General features: G+C 63.9%; 14 protein-coding genes. 2 read left to right on the forward strand and 12 right to left on the reverse strand.

The features are described 5' to 3' along the window. Window positions 1-86 precede the first annotated feature (86 nt). On the forward strand, window positions 87-2102 hold the full coding sequence (locus ACWCIA_RS14375; RefSeq protein ID WP_454164314.1) for an MHYT domain-containing protein: 2016 nt from the start codon (window positions 87-89) through the stop codon (window positions 2100-2102). Window positions 2103-2382: 280 nt separating this feature from the next. Beyond that, window positions 2383-2847: a hypothetical protein gene (locus ACWCIA_RS14380; protein ID WP_454164316.1), complete on the forward strand. Its 465-nt coding sequence runs from the start codon at window positions 2383-2385 to the stop codon at window positions 2845-2847. 20 nt (window positions 2848-2867) lie between these two features. Here ACWCIA_RS14380 and ACWCIA_RS14385 read toward each other — a convergent pair whose 3' ends face one another. The 12 genes from ACWCIA_RS14385 to aspS form a co-directional block, all read right to left on the reverse strand. Continuing rightward, entirely contained in the window at window positions 2868-3641 is a 774-nt protein-coding gene (locus ACWCIA_RS14385; RefSeq protein ID WP_454164318.1) for an enoyl-CoA hydratase, read from the reverse strand. A gap of 150 nt (window positions 3642-3791) precedes the next feature. Further along, on the reverse strand, window positions 3792-4988 hold the full coding sequence (locus ACWCIA_RS14390; protein WP_454164319.1) for an acetyl-CoA C-acyltransferase: 1197 nt from the start codon (window positions 4986-4988) through the stop codon (window positions 3792-3794). 25 nt (window positions 4989-5013) lie between these two features. After that, entirely contained in the window at window positions 5014-7410 is a 2397-nt protein-coding gene (locus ACWCIA_RS14395; protein WP_454164321.1) for a 3-hydroxyacyl-CoA dehydrogenase/enoyl-CoA hydratase family protein, read from the reverse strand. A gap of 18 nt (window positions 7411-7428) precedes the next feature. Beyond that, on the reverse strand, window positions 7429-9219 hold the full coding sequence (locus ACWCIA_RS14400; RefSeq protein ID WP_454164323.1) for an acyl-CoA dehydrogenase C-terminal domain-containing protein: 1791 nt from the start codon (window positions 9217-9219) through the stop codon (window positions 7429-7431). 62 nt (window positions 9220-9281) lie between these two features. Next, window positions 9282-9893 carry a TetR/AcrR family transcriptional regulator gene (locus tag ACWCIA_RS14405; protein ID WP_454164325.1) on the reverse strand — a complete coding sequence of 204 codons (612 nt, stop codon included), beginning with the start codon at window positions 9891-9893 and terminating at the stop codon, window positions 9282-9284. Between the two features lie 292 nt (window positions 9894-10185). Continuing rightward, window positions 10186-10566 (reverse strand): RNA-binding S4 domain-containing protein, encoded by a 381-nt coding sequence (locus tag ACWCIA_RS14410; protein WP_454164327.1) that lies wholly within the window; start codon window positions 10564-10566, stop codon window positions 10186-10188. A 14-nt stretch (window positions 10567-10580) separates the two neighbouring features. Continuing rightward, complete coding sequence (gene clsB, locus ACWCIA_RS14415) at window positions 10581-11765, reverse strand: cardiolipin synthase ClsB (RefSeq protein WP_454164329.1); 1185 nt, start codon at window positions 11763-11765, stop codon at window positions 10581-10583. Between the two features lie 11 nt (window positions 11766-11776). Next, complete coding sequence (locus ACWCIA_RS14420; RefSeq protein WP_454164331.1) at window positions 11777-12592, reverse strand: endonuclease/exonuclease/phosphatase family protein; 816 nt, start codon at window positions 12590-12592, stop codon at window positions 11777-11779. A 100-nt stretch (window positions 12593-12692) separates the two neighbouring features. After that, window positions 12693-12893: a hypothetical protein gene (locus ACWCIA_RS14425; protein WP_454164332.1), complete on the reverse strand. Its 201-nt coding sequence runs from the start codon at window positions 12891-12893 to the stop codon at window positions 12693-12695. A 564-nt stretch (window positions 12894-13457) separates the two neighbouring features. Next, entirely contained in the window at window positions 13458-14375 is a 918-nt protein-coding gene (gene epsC, locus ACWCIA_RS14430) for a serine O-acetyltransferase EpsC (protein ID WP_454164334.1), read from the reverse strand. An 82-nt stretch (window positions 14376-14457) separates the two neighbouring features. Continuing rightward, window positions 14458-14907 carry a dihydroneopterin triphosphate diphosphatase gene (nudB, locus tag ACWCIA_RS14435; protein WP_454164336.1) on the reverse strand — a complete coding sequence of 150 codons (450 nt, stop codon included), beginning with the start codon at window positions 14905-14907 and terminating at the stop codon, window positions 14458-14460. Between the two features lie 83 nt (window positions 14908-14990). Further along, window positions 14991-16793 (reverse strand): aspartate--tRNA ligase, encoded by a 1803-nt coding sequence (gene aspS / locus ACWCIA_RS14440; protein WP_454164338.1) that lies wholly within the window; start codon window positions 16791-16793, stop codon window positions 14991-14993. Window positions 16794-16803: the final 10 nt, after the last annotated feature.

The following is a 16803-nucleotide window of genomic DNA, read 5'->3' on the forward strand; positions in this document are numbered from 1 at the left end:
ATTTACTGCGAGCGAGCCCCGGCCCGTGTAGACTGGGCCTCCTGCCCTTTCTTCCGTCCGCCGGCGTTCCCGGCGTATTTGAACCCATGTCACTTGGACATTACGAACCAACGCTCGTCGTGGTGTCGATCCTGGTTGCGATCTACGCATCCTATACCGCGCTGAGCCTGGCTGAACGCGTGCGCCATTCGCACGGCAAAGCAACCTATTGGTGGATGGGCGGCGGCGCCTTTGCCATGGGCACCGGCATCTGGGCCATGCACTTCATCGGCATGCAGGCCTTCCGCCTGCCCTTTGCGGTCGGCTATGACGGCGGCATCACCTTCATTTCCTGGCTGCTGCCGGTGCTGGCCTCGCTGCTCGCCATGTCGCTGATCAGCCGCCCGGCGCCCACCGCCAGCCATTTCGCGATCAGTTCCGTCCTGATGGGCATGGGCATCAACGCCATGCACTACACCGGGATGGCGGCCATGCGCATGCGCCCCGGCATCGAATACGACCCGCTGCTGTTCGCCGCCTCGGTCGCGATTGCCATCGGCGCCTCGGCCGGCGCGCTGTGGATCGCCTTCCACCTGCGCGAACGGCTGCTCCGCGGCCGGCTCGCGCAGCTTGCGGCTGCCATGGTCATGGGCTTCGCCATCGTCGGCATGCACTACACCGGCATGGAAGCGGCACATTTCCAGGCGGGCGCCATCTGCCTCGAGGCCGACGTCGGCATCAGCCAGGATTTGCTGGCCGCCATGGTGACGGTAACCGCCCTGCTGCTGCTGACGATCGCCACCCTGGTCGCCGTCTACGATTCGCGCCTGGAAGACCGCTCGCGCATCCTGGCCGCCTCGCTGGCCACCTCGGCCGAACGCGAGACTCTCTACCTGCACGAGCAAAAGGCGCGCGTGGAAGCCGAGCGCCTGTCCGAGATGAAGGACGAATTCCTTTCTACCCTGTCGCACGAGCTAAGGACGCCGCTCAACGCCATGCTCGGCTGGGCCCAGCTGCTGATGGACGGCGGCAAGGACGAAAAAATGCTGCGCCGCGGCCTGCAGACGATCGAACGCAACGCGCGCGCGCAAGCCCAGCTGATCGAGGACATGCTCGACATGAGCCGCCTGATCGCCGGCAAAATCCGCATCGAAGTCGACCGCACCTGGCCTTCGGACTTCATTTCCGCCGCGGTCGAGACCGTGCGCCCGACCGCGCTTGCCAAGGGCGTGCGCCTGGAAACGCAGATCGAAAGCCATGCCGGCCCGCTCGCGGCCGACGCCGGCCGCCTGCAGCAGGTGATGACCAACCTGCTCTCGAACGCCATCAAGTTTACGCCCGGCGGCGGCCTGGTGCGGATCAGCTCGAAACGGCAGAAGGATGCCATCGTGATCGAGGTGACGGACACCGGCATCGGCATCAAGCCCGAATTTTTACCCTACGTATTCGACCGTTTCCGCCAAGCCGACGCCTCGTCCACCCGGCAGCACGGCGGCCTCGGGCTGGGCCTGTCGATCGCGCAGCAACTGGTCGAACTGCAGGGCGGGCAATTGCGCGCCGCCAGCGCCGGCGAGGACAAGGGCGCCACTTTCACCTTGAGCATGCCCTTGCAGGGTGCGCAGGGCGATGCAGTCCCGGCACCGGATTGCCTGCTCAAGCCGCACGACCTGGACGCGGTGCGCGCCAGCAGCGGCGCGCTGGCCGGCCTGACGATCCTGGTGGTGGACGACGAGCGCGATTCGCTCGACATCGTCCATTACGTGCTGGCTGACATGGCCGCCACCGTCGTCACGGCATCCACCGCCTACGAGGCCCTGCAGACGATCGACCAGCTCAAGCCGGACCTGATCATCAGCGACATCGGCATGCCTAAAATGGACGGCCTGGAACTGATGCGCCGCATACGGGCCTCGAGCAACCCGAGAGTAGCCGGCGTGCGCGCCCTCGCCCTGACCGCCTTCTCGCGCCGCGAGGACCGGGTGCGCTCGCTGGAAGCCGGTTTCGACGAATACCTGGCGAAACCCGTCGCCCCGAGCGAACTGGTGCGCACGGTGCTGACGCTGTGCGACAGCCTGCTCGACAAGCCGGCGGATACGGCCGCTGCGCCGCCAAAACGCGTGTAAAGGTCAAACCGCTGTCACGCAGCGGTCAAGCGCCTGTCACATTCGGGAGCGAAGATAAGGCCTGTTCGCAAGAACACGGCAGCTTCGCTGTCCTACCGGCGCCGGCGGTCGGGAAACATACCGGCACCAGTTTCCTCAGCGGACGGCAGCGTCTGTCCCGCTCCTGTCGCACACTCCGTACGATATCGAACCGAAACACGCTTCCCGCAGGGGTAAGGTCGCAAGACGACCCCGGCAGTAGATAGCTGCGCCGGCGATTCATTTTCTCAAGGGAGCTTTCATGGAACGACAGACAGCCGCCATGGTGGGCGGAGTCATCGCGGGAGTGGTGACGAGCGCAGTCATGTTTGCAGGCCGCAAGAGCGGCGTCATGACCAAGACGCTGGACCGGGATGCGGTGGACTGGATCGACGAGAAGACGGGTTCGCGCGCGGTCATCGGCGACACCGGCACCAGCGTCGTCGAGTTCGTCAATCACCTCGGCGCGTCCGCAGCCTTCGGCGCGGGATACGCCAAGATCAGGGACCTCGCCCCTTCGCTGCCGCCCGCCGCACTCGGCACGCTGTACGGCACGGTGCTGTACGCCGTCAACATCGGCGCCATCGCACCGGTGCTCGGGATCACGAAAGGCGAGATCCAGGCCGGCCCGCGCAAGGCCGGCGAGCGCTGGGCCATCCACGTGCTGCAGGCCGTGGTGACCGCAGTCGTGGCGGAGCGCCTGGCTGCTCGTGCCGAGGACTACTGACCCCGGCTCAAGCGAACGACTCAGTCGAACTTCGAGAAGTCCGGCTTCCTCTTCTGGAAGAAAGCCGTAAACGCTTCCTTCGCCTCGGGGCCGGTCAGCATGGCGCTGAACTGTTTGTTCTCGACGGCGATGGTCTCCGCCACCAGTGCGGCGCGCGGGCGCTTCATGAGGGCCTTGGTGGCGCGCACCGAGGCGGCCGGCAGCGCCACCAGCTTGGCGGCCTGGCCTTGCGCGAAGGCCAGCAGTTCGGCGGCCGGCAGCACCTTCGCCACGATCCCCATCTCCAGCGCTTCCTGGGCCAGGAAGGCTTCGCCCAGCATCAGCTTTTCGGCGGCGCGGGTGTAGCCGGCTGCCTGCTGCACCAGCAGCGAGGAGGCGAATTCCGGGCACAGGCCGAGCTGGGTGAAGGGCATCGAGAATTTCGCGTTGTCGGCGGCATAGACCAGGTCGCAGTGCATCAGCATCGTGGTGCCGATGCCGACGGCGGCACCGGCCACTGCGGCCACCACCGGCTTGGTGCAGCCTTCGAGGGCGCGCATGAACTGAAACACCGGGCGGTCCTCGGTCATCGCGCCTTCGCCGGCGTTGTTCAGGAAGTCGTCGAGGTCGTTACCGGCGGTAAAGATCTCGGGCTTGCCGGCGATCAGGACGGCGCGCACCTGCGGGTCCTGTTCGGCGTCGACCAAGGCCTCTGCCATGGTGGTGTACATGGCGCCGGTGATGGCGTTCTTGCGCTCGAGGCGGTCGAATTCGATGGCGAGGATGCCGTTGGATTTGTTGACGAGGATGCTCATTGTGTTCGGTCTCCGGGGTGTTTTGGATGCACGAAAGACCGCGTGGGCATGAATGCCCACCCTACGTTTCGGTAGGGTGGGCACTCGTGCCCACGCGGTGATACGTGCAGGCCATATCAACGCAATACGCTGACACGGCCACTATCAAAATTAAACGCGCTCGATAATACCCGCCGCGCCCATGCCGGCGCCGACGCACATCGTCACCATGCCGTACTTCAGGCTGTTGCGGCGCAGTGCGTGCACGACGGTCGCGGCGCGGATGGCGCCGGTCGCGCCCAGCGGGTGGCCGAGGGCGATCGCGCCGCCCATCGGGTTGACCTTGCTGGTGTCCAGGTCCAGGTCGCGGATCACGGCCAGGGCCTGGGCTGCAAACGCTTCGTTCAGCTCGATCCAGTCCAGCTGGTCCTGGGTGATGCCGGCGGCTGCGCAGGCGACCGGGATCGCCGCCTTCGGGCCGATGCCCATGATTTCCGGCGGCACGCCGCGCACGGCGAACGAGGAAAACTTGGCCAGCGGGGTCAGGTTGTGCTCGCGCAGGATCTTTTCGCTCACCACGATCAGCGCGCCGGCGCCGTCCGACATCTGCGACGAGGTCGCAGCCGTCACGGTGCCCTTGGCGGCGAAGACCGGCTTCAGCTTGGCCATCGATTCGAGCGAGGCGTCGGCGCGCGGGCCTTCGTCCATGTCGACGGTGCGGCGCTTGACCGAGATTTCGCCGGTCGCCAGGTTCGGCGTGCGGGTGATGATTTCGACCGGGGTGATCTCGTCCTTGAACTGGCCTGCCTGCTGGGCGGCGATGGCGCGGCGGTGCGATTCCAGGCCGAAGGCGTCCTGGTCTTCGCGCGACACTTTCCACTGCTGCGCCACTTTCTCGGCGGTGAGGCCCATGCCGTAGGCCAGGCCCACGTTCTCGTCCTTGAAGGTCTCCATGTTGATCGACGGGTGGTGGCCCATCATCGGCACCATCGACATCGATTCGACGCCGCCGGCGATCATCACGTCGGCTTCGCCGACGCGGATGCGGTCCGCCGCCATGGCCAGGGCCGTGATGCCCGAGGCGCAGTAGCGGTTGACCGTCACGCCGCCGACGGTGTTCGGCAGGCCTGCCAGCACCACCGAGTTACGGGCGATGTTGAAGCCCTGCTCCGCTTCCGGGAACGAGCAGCCGACGATGGCGTCGACGATCAGGGCCGGGTCGAGGTTGGGCACGGCGGCCATGGCGCCGCGAATGGCGGCCACCAGCAGGTCGTCCGGGCGGGTCGTTTTGAACATGCCGCGTGGCGCCTTGCCGATAGGGGTGCGGGTCGCTGCGACGATGTATGCGTCTTGAAGTTGTTTGCTCATGTCAGTAGTCCTGTTCTGTCGCGGCTTAGTTACGCACTGGTTTGCCGGTCTGCATCATGCCCATGATCCGCTCTTGCGTCTTCGGGTTGTTCAGCAGTTCGATGAAGGCCTTGCGTTCCATGTCGAGCAGCCACTGCTCGGACACCACGCTGCCCTGGTCGACGTCGCCGCCGGTCACGATCTCGGCGATCATGTCGCCCAGCTTGTAGTCGTGCGCCGAGATGAAGCCGCCGTCACGCATGTTGACCAGCTGGCCGCGGATGGTCGCCCAGCCGTAGCGGCCGGTCACCTGTACCGGACGCTTGCTTGGTGCGCGGTAGCCGGCGTCGAACATGGCGCGCGCGGTGACCTTCGCCACGTGCAGCAGCTCGTAGGTATTGAAGACGATGATGTCGTCTTCCTTCAGGTAGCCCATCGCCTTGGCTTCCAGCGCCGACTTCGACACTTGTGCGGTGGCCGCGTTGGTGAAACCGGTCTTCAGGAATTGCAGGATGTCGTTGCCCTTGGCTTCCGTGAAGGCGCGTACCGCCGCTTCCTTCAGGCCGCCGCCGGCCGGCACCAGGCCGACGCCGACTTCGACCAGGCCGATGTAGGACTCGATCGAGGCGACGCGCTTCGACGCATGCAGCGCCAGTTCGCAACCGCCGCCCAGCGCCAGGCCGGCAACGGCAGCGACGACCGGGATGTTCGAGTACTTCATCTGCATGAAGGTGTCCTGCAGCTCGCGCACGATCGGCTCCATCGCCTTCGCGCCGCCGGTCATGAAGGCCGGCAGGGCCGATTGCAGGTCGGCGCCCGCCGAGAACGCGCCGCCTTCGGTGGCGTCGGTATTCCAGATCACCAGGCCCTTGAAGTTGGCTTCGGCTTCGGCCAGGCCGCGTTTCAGGCCCTTGATGACGCCGTCGCCGATGACGTGCATCTTGGTCTTGAGCGAGATGATCAGCACGTCGTCGCCGGTGTGCCACAGGCGCACCGAGTCGTCCTCGAACACGGTGGTGCCGGCGGTTTTCGCATCGGCCGCGCCGGCGCCCAGCACCGGCGCCCGGAAGGCCTGGCGCTCGTAGACGGCCAGGTTCGAACGCGGCACGTAGCTGTTCGAGGCGGCCGAGTAGGAACCCTCGGCGGTGTGCACGCCCTTCTCAGCCACCTGGCCTTCGAAGACCCAGGCTGGCAGCGGTGCGTTGGTCAGCGCCTTGCCGGAATCGATGTCTTCCTTGACCCATTCGGCGATCTGCTTCCAGCCTGCCGCCTGCCAGGTCTCGAACGGGCCGACGCTCCAGCCGAAGCCCCAGCGCATCGCGAAGTCGATGTCGCGCGCGTTGTCGGCGATGGTGTCGAGGTGGATCGCGATGTAGTGGAAGGCGTCGCGGAAGATCGCCCACAGGAACTGCGCCTGTGGGTTGGTCGATTCGCGCATGGCCTTGAACTTCTTGACCGGGTCTTTCTCCTTGAGGATGCGCGCGACGATGTCGGCCGCCTTGGCACCGCCGGCGACGTATTCGCCGGTCGCGAAGTCGAGGCGCTGGATCTCCTTGCCGACCTTCTTGTAGAAGCCGCCGCCGGTCTTCTGGCCCAGGGCGCCCTTCTCGATCAGTTTCGACAGGACCTCAGGCGTCTTGTACAGGGCGAAGAACGGGTCGTCCTGCAGCGTGTCCTGCATGGTCTTGATGACGTGGCCCATGGTGTCCAGGCCCACGACGTCGGCGGTACGGAAGGTGCCGGATTTCGCGCGGCCCAGCTTGGCGCCGGTCAGGTCGTCGACCACGTCCACGGACAGGCCGAACTTCTCGGCTTCGTGGATGGTGGCCAGCATGCCGAAGATGCCGACGCGGTTGGCGATGAAGTTCGGCGTGTCTTTCGCACGCACGACGCCCTTGCCCAGGACCGAGGTCAGGAAGGTCTCGAGCTGGTCGAGGATCGCCGGATTGGTCGACGTGGTCGGGATCAGCTCGACCAGGTGCATGTAGCGCGGCGGGTTGAAGAAGTGCACGCCGCAGAAGCGCGCCTTCAGGTTGTCGTCAAAACCTTCGGCCAGCTTGTTGATCGACAGGCCCGAGGTGTTCGAGGCGAAGATGGCATTGGCGCCGATGTGCGGAGCGACCTTCTTGTACAGGTCGTGCTTCCAGTCCATGCGCTCGGCAATGGCTTCGATGATCAGGTCGCAGCCAGCCAGCACTTCGAGGTTGTCCTCGTAGTTCGCGACTTCGATCAGGCTCGCGTCGTCCTTGTTGCCCAGCGGGGCCGGCGACAGTTTTTTGAGGCCTTCGATGGCTTTCAGGACGATGCCGTTCTTCGCGCCTTCCTTCGCAGGCAGGTCGAACAGCACCACAGGCACCTTGGCGTTGACGCAGTGCGCAGCGATCTGCGCGCCCATCACGCCCGCGCCCAGGACGGCGACTTTCTTGACGGTGAAATTGGTCATGGTTTTATCCCTTCGTTCTTAGAACAGGTCGGCGTCGAGCGCCAGCAGGTTGTTCGCGCCCGAGCGTGCCTGGCGGATCAGCATCGCGGTTTCCGGGTACAGGCGGGCAAAGTAGAAGCGTGCGGTCGCCAGCTTGGCTTCGTAGAAGCGGTCGCCCGAATCCTTCTTTTCCAGCGCGATCTTCGCCATCTGCGCGAAGAAGTAGCTGAACACCATGTGGCCGACGACGCGCAGGTAAGGCACGGCAGCCGCGCCCACTTCGTCCTGGTTCGTAAAGGCCTTCATGCCGATTTCCATGGTCAGCTTGCCGACCTTGTCGCCCAGCTCGCCCAGCGGCGTCACGAATTCGGACATGGATTCGTCCAGGCCGTTCTCTTCGACGAAGGCCTTGATCTTCTCGCCAAAGGCGCGCAGCTTGGCGCCGTTGTCCATCAGGATCTTACGGCCCAGCAGGTCGAGCGACTGGATGGTGTTGGTGCCTTCGTAGATCATGTTGATGCGCGCGTCGCGCACGTACTGCTCCATGCCCCACTCGCTGATGTAGCCGTGGCCGCCGTAGACCTGCATCGCTTCCGAGGTCGCGATCCAGCCGTTGTCGGTGATGAAGGCTTTCACGATCGGGGTCAGCAGCGCGACTTCGCCGGCGGCTTCCTTGCGCACGTCTTCGTCAGGGTGGTTCAGTTCGCGGTCGATCTGCAGCGCGACATACGAGCACACGGCGCGCGCGCCTTCGGCGTAGGCCTTGGCGGTCAGCAGCATCCGGCGCACGTCCGGGTGCACGATGATCGGGTCGGCTGGCTTGTCCGGCGCCTTCGGGCCCGACAGCGAACGCATCTGGATGCGGTCCTTCGCGTAGACCAGCGCGTTCTGGTAAGCCACTTCGGTCAGGCCGAGCGACTGCATGCCCACGCCCAGGCGGGCGGCGTTCATGAACACGAACATCGCGTTCAGGCCTTTATGCGGCTGGCCGATCAGGGTGCCGACGGCGCCGTCCAGGTTCATCTGGCAGGTGGCGTTGCCGTGGATGCCCATCTTTTCTTCGATCGCGCCGCAGAAGATCGGGTTGCGTTCGCCCAGCGAGCCGTCCGCGTTCGGCAGGAACTTCGGCACCAGGAACAGCGAGATACCCTTCGAGCCTTCCGGTGCGTCCGGCAGGCGCGCCAGCACCAGGTGGATGATGTTTTCGGCGACGTCGTGCTCGCCGGCCGAGATGAAGATCTTCGAGCCGGTAATTTTATAAGTGCCGTCGGCTTGCGGCTCGGCCTTCGAGCGCAGCAGGCCCAGGTCGGTGCCGCAGTGCGCTTCGGTCAGGCACATGGTGCCGGTCCACTCGCCCGAGACCAGCTTCGGCAGGTAGAACTGCTTCTGTTCGTCGGTGCCGTGTTCCTTCAGGCACTCGTAGGCGCCGTGCGACAGGCCCGGGTACATGGTCCAGGCCTGGTTGGCCGAGTTCAGCATTTCATAGAACGAATTGTTCAACGAGACAGGCAGGCCCTGGCCGCCGTATTCCGGATCGCAGGCCAGCGCCGCCCAGCCGCCTTCGACGTACTGCTTGTACGCTTCCTTGAAACCCTTCGGGGTCGTCACGGTCTTGGTGGCGGCGTCGAAATGGCAGCCTTCGCGGTCGCCGGAATGGTTCAGCGGGAACAGCACTTCCTGCGTGAATTTCGCACCCTCTTCCAGCACCTGGTTGATGATGTCGGCGTCGATTTCCTGGTATGCAGGCAGGTTCTTGAACTCTTCGGTGACGTTGAGGAATTCGTGCAGCACAAACTGCATATCCCGGATTGGCGCGACGTACTGACCCATGGTTTTCTCCTGACGAAGGTAAGGTATGTTGGAACGTGTTTTGAAACGGACAGGGCGGGCGCTTAGCCTGCCTGACTGCCTTGATTGGGATTACGGTAATTCTCGATCAGCCGCGCGAAGCCGCGGTTGGCGCGTTCGACCGCGCCGGGAATCCGCAGGAAACGTGCGTCGTGGTGCAGGGCCAGGATCAGCCCGTAACATTCGTAGACCAGTTGCTCGGGGTCGGTGTTGCTCTTCAGGTCGCCGCTATCGATGCTCTGCTGCACGCAGCGCAGCAAGGCGCCCTGCCAGGCACGGACCATGGCGACCAGCGATTCGCGGATCGGGCCTGGCCGGTCATCGTACTCCACCGCACCGCTGATATAAATACAGCCCGACGCGATTTCGACCGATACCCGCTTGACCCAGCGCGCGAACATCGATTCCAGGCGCGGCAAGCCGCGTGGCTCCTTCACGCTGGGATAGAACACTTCCTGCTCGAAACGGTGGTGGTAGAGCTTCAGCACTTCCATCTGCAGGTCTTCGCGCGACCCGAAGTGGGCAAACACGCCCGACTTGCTCATGCTCATGCGATCGGCCAGCAAGCCGATGGTCAGGCCCTCGAGGCCATTGCGGCTGGCCAGCTCGAGCGCGACGTCGAGGATCGCCGCCCGCGTCTGCTCGCCCTTGCGCATGAATTTGGCTGAAGTGTTGATGACTGTCCCCCGCGTGAATCGAAAAATCCGAACGCTCGTACTATTATCTATCGGCCGTGGAATGTCAAACGGGAACTTAGAGGTGGGGTTCTACTGTTGAACTCTGGCGCTGTGGATGCGCCGGAGCTGGTTGAACGCGTGGACGGCAGAGCCGTCCACCCTACATCCCTTCGTAGGGTGGTCGGCTATACCCGACGATGTGCATTCCCGCTGCCGATGCGCCGCCCACGCGTTCAACAAACACCGGATCAATTGCGATGTCTGCCGGCCCTTAACCACCCGCCCGCGAAATCGCCCGCCGATCCCGCTTGGTCGGCCGCCCCTTGATACTGCTTCCCGGCTCCGGAAACAACCTGCGCGCCTCCGAATCGTTCTCGCGCCGCTGGATGCTCTCCTCCGTCTCCCGATACAACGCGCGCGCAATCGGCGCCGCGCCGCGTTTATCGGAAAGACCGAGCACGACCACTTCCCAGCGATCCGAGCCGTTGTCGATGAAAATCTTCTCGTTGAGCTTTACATTGCGCGCCGGTTTCACCGGTTCGCCTGCGATGCGCACCCGGCCGCGATCGACCGCGTCCGCCGCCAGCGAGCGGGTTTTAAAAAAGCGTGCGGCCCACAGCCACTTGTCGATGCGTACGTTGTTGTCTTCCATAACCCTGCTCTTCCTTATGCGTAGCCAATGGCAAATACCCGCATCGCCAGCTTGTACAGAAAGTACGCCATTTCATACTGTGCGCGGCGCACCCATCCCATGCCTTCGAACTCCTCGGGACGCACGATGACGCCGTCGGCGATGCCTCCCATGATATGGGTACGAACTGCCCGTGCAAAAGCGGCATTCCGCACGACGATATTGGCTTCCTGGTTCAGGAACAGCGACAGGCCGTCGCAATTGCTCGATCCGACCGTGGCCCAGTCGTCGTCGACCACGGCGATCTTCGCGTGCAGCTGGGTCTTGCGGTATTCGACCACGTGGATGCCGGCGGCCAGCAGCTTCGGATAAAAGGAGCGCGCGACGGCGTCCTGCAGGCGGAATTCGCCGACGCCGATCAGGAGCGTCACCTCGACCCCGCGCCGCGCTGCCTGGGCCAGGGCATCGCGGAACTTGCGCCCCGGCGCGAAATACGGGTTGGCCAGCAGCACGCTTTTCTTGGCCTGGCCGATGGCCTGCAGGTAGGCGCGCTGGATGGTTCTCCGGTTGCGCAGGTTGTCGCGCACGACGAAGGCGGCGCGCATCGGCCGCACGGCCTCGCCCGGCGGCTGGCGCAGCGTCTCGCGCCGGGTTTCGCGCTGCGTCTCGCGGAACAGTTCCATCCGGTGCCGCAGCTTCAGGTGGCCGGCGCGCATCCACTGGGCCTGGGCCTCGAAGTGGATCTGCGCCACCAGCGGCCCCCTCACCTGCACGGCGAAATCCCAGCGCGGCGCCGGCAGCGGGCGCTCGGGATCGTAATCGCAGAGCATGTCGTCATTGATGTTGATGCCGCCGACAAAAGCAGTCTCGCCATCGATGACCGTGATCTTGCGGTGGGTACGGGCGACTCCGCGCCGGAACCATTTGTTGAACACCCGGTAATGCACCCCGGCGGCGGCAAACGCTTCGGCACGGCGGCAGCAGACACGGTGCCCGGTGCCGAACCAGTCGACCAGCACCCGCACCTTGACGCCGCGCCCTGCAGCACGGATCAGGGCCTGCTCGATGCCCTTCGCAACCGTGTCCTCGGCAAAGATATAGGTTTCGAAGAGGATGTCGTGCCTGGCGGCGTCGATCGCTGCTGTCATCGCCGGAAACAGGGCCTGCCCCGTTTCGAGCAGGACGACGTCGTTGTTCGCTACATAGGTCACGCTGCGCATGCTGATGCCAACTACGAGACCAGCTGCAGTTCGGCGACGATCGGCGCGTGATCGGACAGTTTGGCCCACATCGGGCCGGCCATGACCTGTGCGTTGTCGACCTTGAAGCCGCGCACATAGATGCGGTCGAGCCGGAACCAGGGCAGCGCGGCCGGGAAGGTACGTGCCGGCGCCAGGCGCGGCTGGCGGCCGGCCCAGCTGCGCACCATGTCGCCCAGCGGCGATTTCGGCCCGAGCTCGTCGAACACCTCGGTCACGCCGAGCGCCTGGCGCAGGCGGTCGCTGAGGGTGTTGCGCCAGTCGTTGAAGTCGCCGGCGATGATCACCGGCTCGCCGTTCGGCGCCGAATGTTTTACTGCCTCGATCAGCTGGACCGTCTGCCGCCCGCGCCCGCCTTCGAAGAGGCCGAGGTGGACCACGTAACAATGGACCTTGCCGGCCGGCGTTTCCAGCACGCAGTGCAGGATGCCGCGCTGTTCATAGGCGTGGTCGGACACGTCATGGTTATGGCTGTTTTCGATGGGAAAACTGCTGAGCAGTGCGTTGCCGTGGTGGCCGTGGTCGTAGACCGCGTTCATGCCGTAGGCGGAATGGTGCGAGTCGCCGGCGAAATAATCGTATTGCGCCGTTTCCGGCCAGATCCGCTGTTCGCGCTTGTGGTTGCCGTAGCGTTCCTGGTGACGGTCATGCCGCCCCTGCACTTCCTGCAGGAACACGATGTCAGCGTGGAATTCGGAAATCGCTTTCTTGAGCGCCAGCACCCGCGGGGTACTACGCAAGGACGAGACACCCTTGTGAATATTGTAGGTTGCGACACGAATCTTCATGGGAACATTCTAACCCCATCAGTCCGTGTTCTTTTTTATAAGGCTTCCAATCGTGCGGACACGGGGCGCGATCTCTGGGAACCGCTACCCCGTGCGCAGATCATTCAAACGCAGGTGCTGCTTCCCAGTGCTGGCGAAGCGCCGCGTTGCGGGGCGATGCCAAATGCTCCGCTTCGGATAACGGCACGGCGATCAGGCGCGGGCCGCTCAGGCGTAACCCGCATTGCAGGTCGATGTAAAAACACTCATCGTCCACGCTGACTGCTTTGACCTTCTCGTGCTTCGTTTCGAATTGTTCCATTGCGTTCTCCCAGAATCCGTTTGGATGGACTTATATGTTGCAGTTCAAAAACTCGCCAGAAGCGAGATACCGACGATATTCGACCCGTTTCCAATTGTCAAACGCCGAATCTATTGTGCTCCAGCTAACATAGCAAATTTCCTAAGGGTATTTTTCCTACAGGAACATGTTTCAAGATGTAAGCAAGAAAGTTTCCTAAGATAATTTGTATAAGCGAGGGGCATAATTGTATCAATTTGTATGCATATTCGCTGTGTTTTCCCGACTATCTGACGATCTTTCACCATGTAAACATAGACTTATGGTTTCTAACGAGAACGACTTTGTTTTCTTAAAAGACATTTTTTGTACGTTTTTAGGCAAGAGACTTGTAGGACTTTTTCTAGGTGACCGTTGTATTTGCGCCTACAAGCGGAAAACGCTTGACTTTTCAAAAATCGATACCTCGACAGTAAATGAGAACAGGCCGCGCGCCGCAAAAATGTGCGCACAGAATGAAGCCCCGCAGGCGCACAGTCCATACGGGGCTTCTCGAGGGGAATCGGGAACGGCGGGCGTCGCGGCTCAGGCGTTACGCATTTGCGCCTGGGTGACGTTGCTGCCCGGCGCGACGCTCTGCGTCAGCCAGACATTGCCGCCGATGGTAGAGCCGGCGCCGACGGTGATCCGTCCGAGGACGGTGGCGCCGGCATAGATGACGACGTCGTCCTCGACGATCGGATGGCGCGGCGCGCCTTTGACCAGGGCCCCGCTCTCGTCCGTCGGGAAGCGGCGCGCACCGAGGGTCACTGCCTGGTACAGGCGCACCCGCTGGCCGATGATTGCCGTCTCTCCGATCACGACGCCGGTGCCGTGGTCGATGAAGAAGCTGGCGCCGATCTGCGCGCCCGGATGGATGTCGATGCCGGTCAGGGTATGGGCGATGTCGGCCGCCAGGCGCGCCAGGAAAGGCGTGCCGAGGCGATGCAGGCAGTGCGCAAGCCGGTGGTAGAGCACGGCGATGGTGCCGGGGTAGCACAGCATGATCTCGGCGACCGAACTGGCCGCCGGGTCGCCCGCCAGCGCCGCCTGCACGTCGGACACCAGCAAGGCGCGGATGCCCGGCAGGTTGCCGGCGAAGGAACGCGTGATGGCGCGCGCCTGCTCCGCCAGCTCGGCGTCGGCCGCGTCTTCCAGCCCCGGATTGAAGCGCAGCGCGCGCCGCACCTGTCCGCACAGCCGGTCGAGTGCGACGTTGAGCGTGTCGCCGACGAAATAATCGATACTTTCGTCGTTCAGGTCCGGGCGCCCGTAGTGCGTCGGGAACAGCGCCGCCGACACGCCCTCGATGACCTGCTGCAGCACCGCCCGCGAAGGCAGCTCGCGCACGCGCCCGGCATGGCGGATGTTGTGGGTCGATTCGCGCGAGGTGCGCAGCGCGTCGATGATGGGGCCGAGGTGCCAATGGCTGGAGCCGGCCTGCTCCGTCTGGTCGTTGTCCATTTGACCAGATTACTCCAGCGCGCAGGCGAAGCGAAGGCTTTTCCTCACACTTCTTTATGTGCGTCAGCGCATGAGGCCGCGCTCAGCTTCCGTAGTGCCGCGGCAATTGCAGGATTGCCTCCGCATTCGACGAGGAAAAGCAGCGGTCCGCCGCCTCGAGCAGCGGCAGCCAGGCGAACTGCAGGTGCTCGCGCGGACTGAGGGTAATCGCGATGTCGCGCGGCACGCAGACGGAAAACACGTGTTCGGTGTTGTGGGTGACGCCGGGCGCGTAGCGGTGGCGCCAGGTCGCGTAGATCTCGTAGACGTTCGAGAGGTGCCAATCGACCAGGCGGATGCGCTCGCCGTCGGCAACGATCCCCGTTTCTTCGAACAGTTCGCGCGCGGCCGTCTCGGCCAGCGGCTCGTCGGGCGCGTCGAGCGAACCCGTCACCGATTGCCAGAAGCCGGGCCGGTCGGCGCGCTCGATCAGCAGCACGTCCAGCTCGGGCGTGTGGATGACGACGAGGACCGATTCGGGGATCTTGTGCACTTGTTGCTCCGAAAAAAAAGGGCTGGAGCGTCATGGTCGACGCTCCAGCCCCCTATTCTACCCAGCCCTACGGCCGAGCGTGATTAGCCCACCTTTGGCTCGTTGCGCAGGCGGATGTGCAGCTCTTTCAATTGCTTCTCGTCCACTTCCGACGGCGCGTTGGTCAGCAGGTCTTGCGCGCGCTGGGTCTTCGGGAAGGCGATCACGTCGCGGATCGATTCCGAGCCGGTCATCAGGGTGACCAGGCGGTCCAGGCCGAAGGCCAGGCCACCGTGCGGCGGCGCGCCGTACTGCAGGGCGTCGAGCAGGAAGCCGAACTTCAGCTGCGCTTCTTCGGCGTCGATCTTCAGGGCGCGGAACACCTTGCTCTGGACTTCTTCGCGGTGGATACGGATCGAGCCGCCGCCCATTTCCCAGCCGTTCAGGACCATGTCGTAGGCCTTGGCGATGCAGGCGCCCGGATTGGTTTCCAGCATGTCTTCGTGGCCGTCTTTTGGTGCGGTGAACGGGTGGTGGGTTGCGGTCCAGCGGTTCGACTCTTCGTCGTGCTCGAACATCGGGAAGTCGATCACCCACAGCGGCGCCCAGACGTCGTCGAACAGGCCGGCCTTCTTCGCGAATTCCGAGTGGCCGATCTTCACGCGCAGCGCGCCCATGGCGTCGTTGACGACCTTGGCCTTGTCGGCGCCGAAGAAGATCAGGTCGCCGTCTTGCGCGCCCGTCAACGCCAGGATCTGTTCCAGCACCTCATCGGAAATGTTCTTGACGATCGGCGACTGCAGGCCGTCACGGCCTTTCGCCTTTTCGTTGACCTTGATGTAGGCCAGGCCCTTGGCGCCGTAGATGCCGACGAACTGGGTGTAGGCGTCGATTTCCGAACGCGGCATCGAACCGCCCTGCGGCACGCGCATGGCGACCACGCGGCCGCCCGTCATGTTGGCGGCGCTGTTGAAGACCTTGAATTCGACCGACTTCATCAGTTCGGTCAGTTCGGTGAACTCGAGCTTCACGCGCATGTCCGGCTTGTCCGAGCCGTACTTGCCCATGGCGGTGGCGAAGTCCATCACCGGGAACGGGTTCGGCAGGTCGACGCCGGCGGCGTTCTTGAAGACGACGCGCATCATGTCTTCGAACAGGTCGCGGATTTCCTGTTCGGTCAGGAATGAGGTTTCGCAGTCGATCTGCGTGAATTCAGGCTGGCGGTCGGCGCGCAGGTCTTCGTCGCGGAAGCACTTGGTGATCTGGTAGTAACGGTCGAAGTTGGCGACCATGAGCAGCTGCTTGAACAGCTGCGGCGACTGCGGCAGCGCGAAGAAGTTGCCAGGATTGACGCGCGACGGCACCAGGTAGTCGCGGGCGCCTTCCGGGGTCGACTTGGTCAGCATCGGGGTTTCGATGTCGATGAAGCCCAGGTTGTCGAGGTACTTGCGCACTTCCATCGACACTTTATAGCGCAGGCGCAGGTTGTGCTGCATCTGCTGGCGGCGCAGGTCGAGCACGCGGTGGGTCAGGCGGGTGGTTTCCGACAGGTTGTCGTCGTCCAGCTGGAAAGGCACCGGCACCGAGGCGTTCAGCACTTCCAGTTGCGTGGTGTTGATTTCGATCTTGCCCGACTTCAGGTTGGCGTTGGCCGTGCCTTCCAGGCGGTTGACGACGGTGCCGGTGATGCGCAGGCAGTACTCGTTGCGCACATGCTCGGCCGCCTTGAACACCTCGGCATTGTCCGGGTGGCAAACGACCTGCACCAGGCCTTCGCGGTCGCGCAGGTCGATGAAGATGACGCCACCGTGGTCGCGGCGGCGGTGTACCCAGCCGCACAGGCTGACGGTTTGGCCCAGCAGTTCTTCGGTCACGAGGCCGCAATAGTTGGTACGCATGGAGGACATATTTTTCTCT

Source organism: Massilia sp. SYSU DXS3249, from assembly GCF_053668055.1.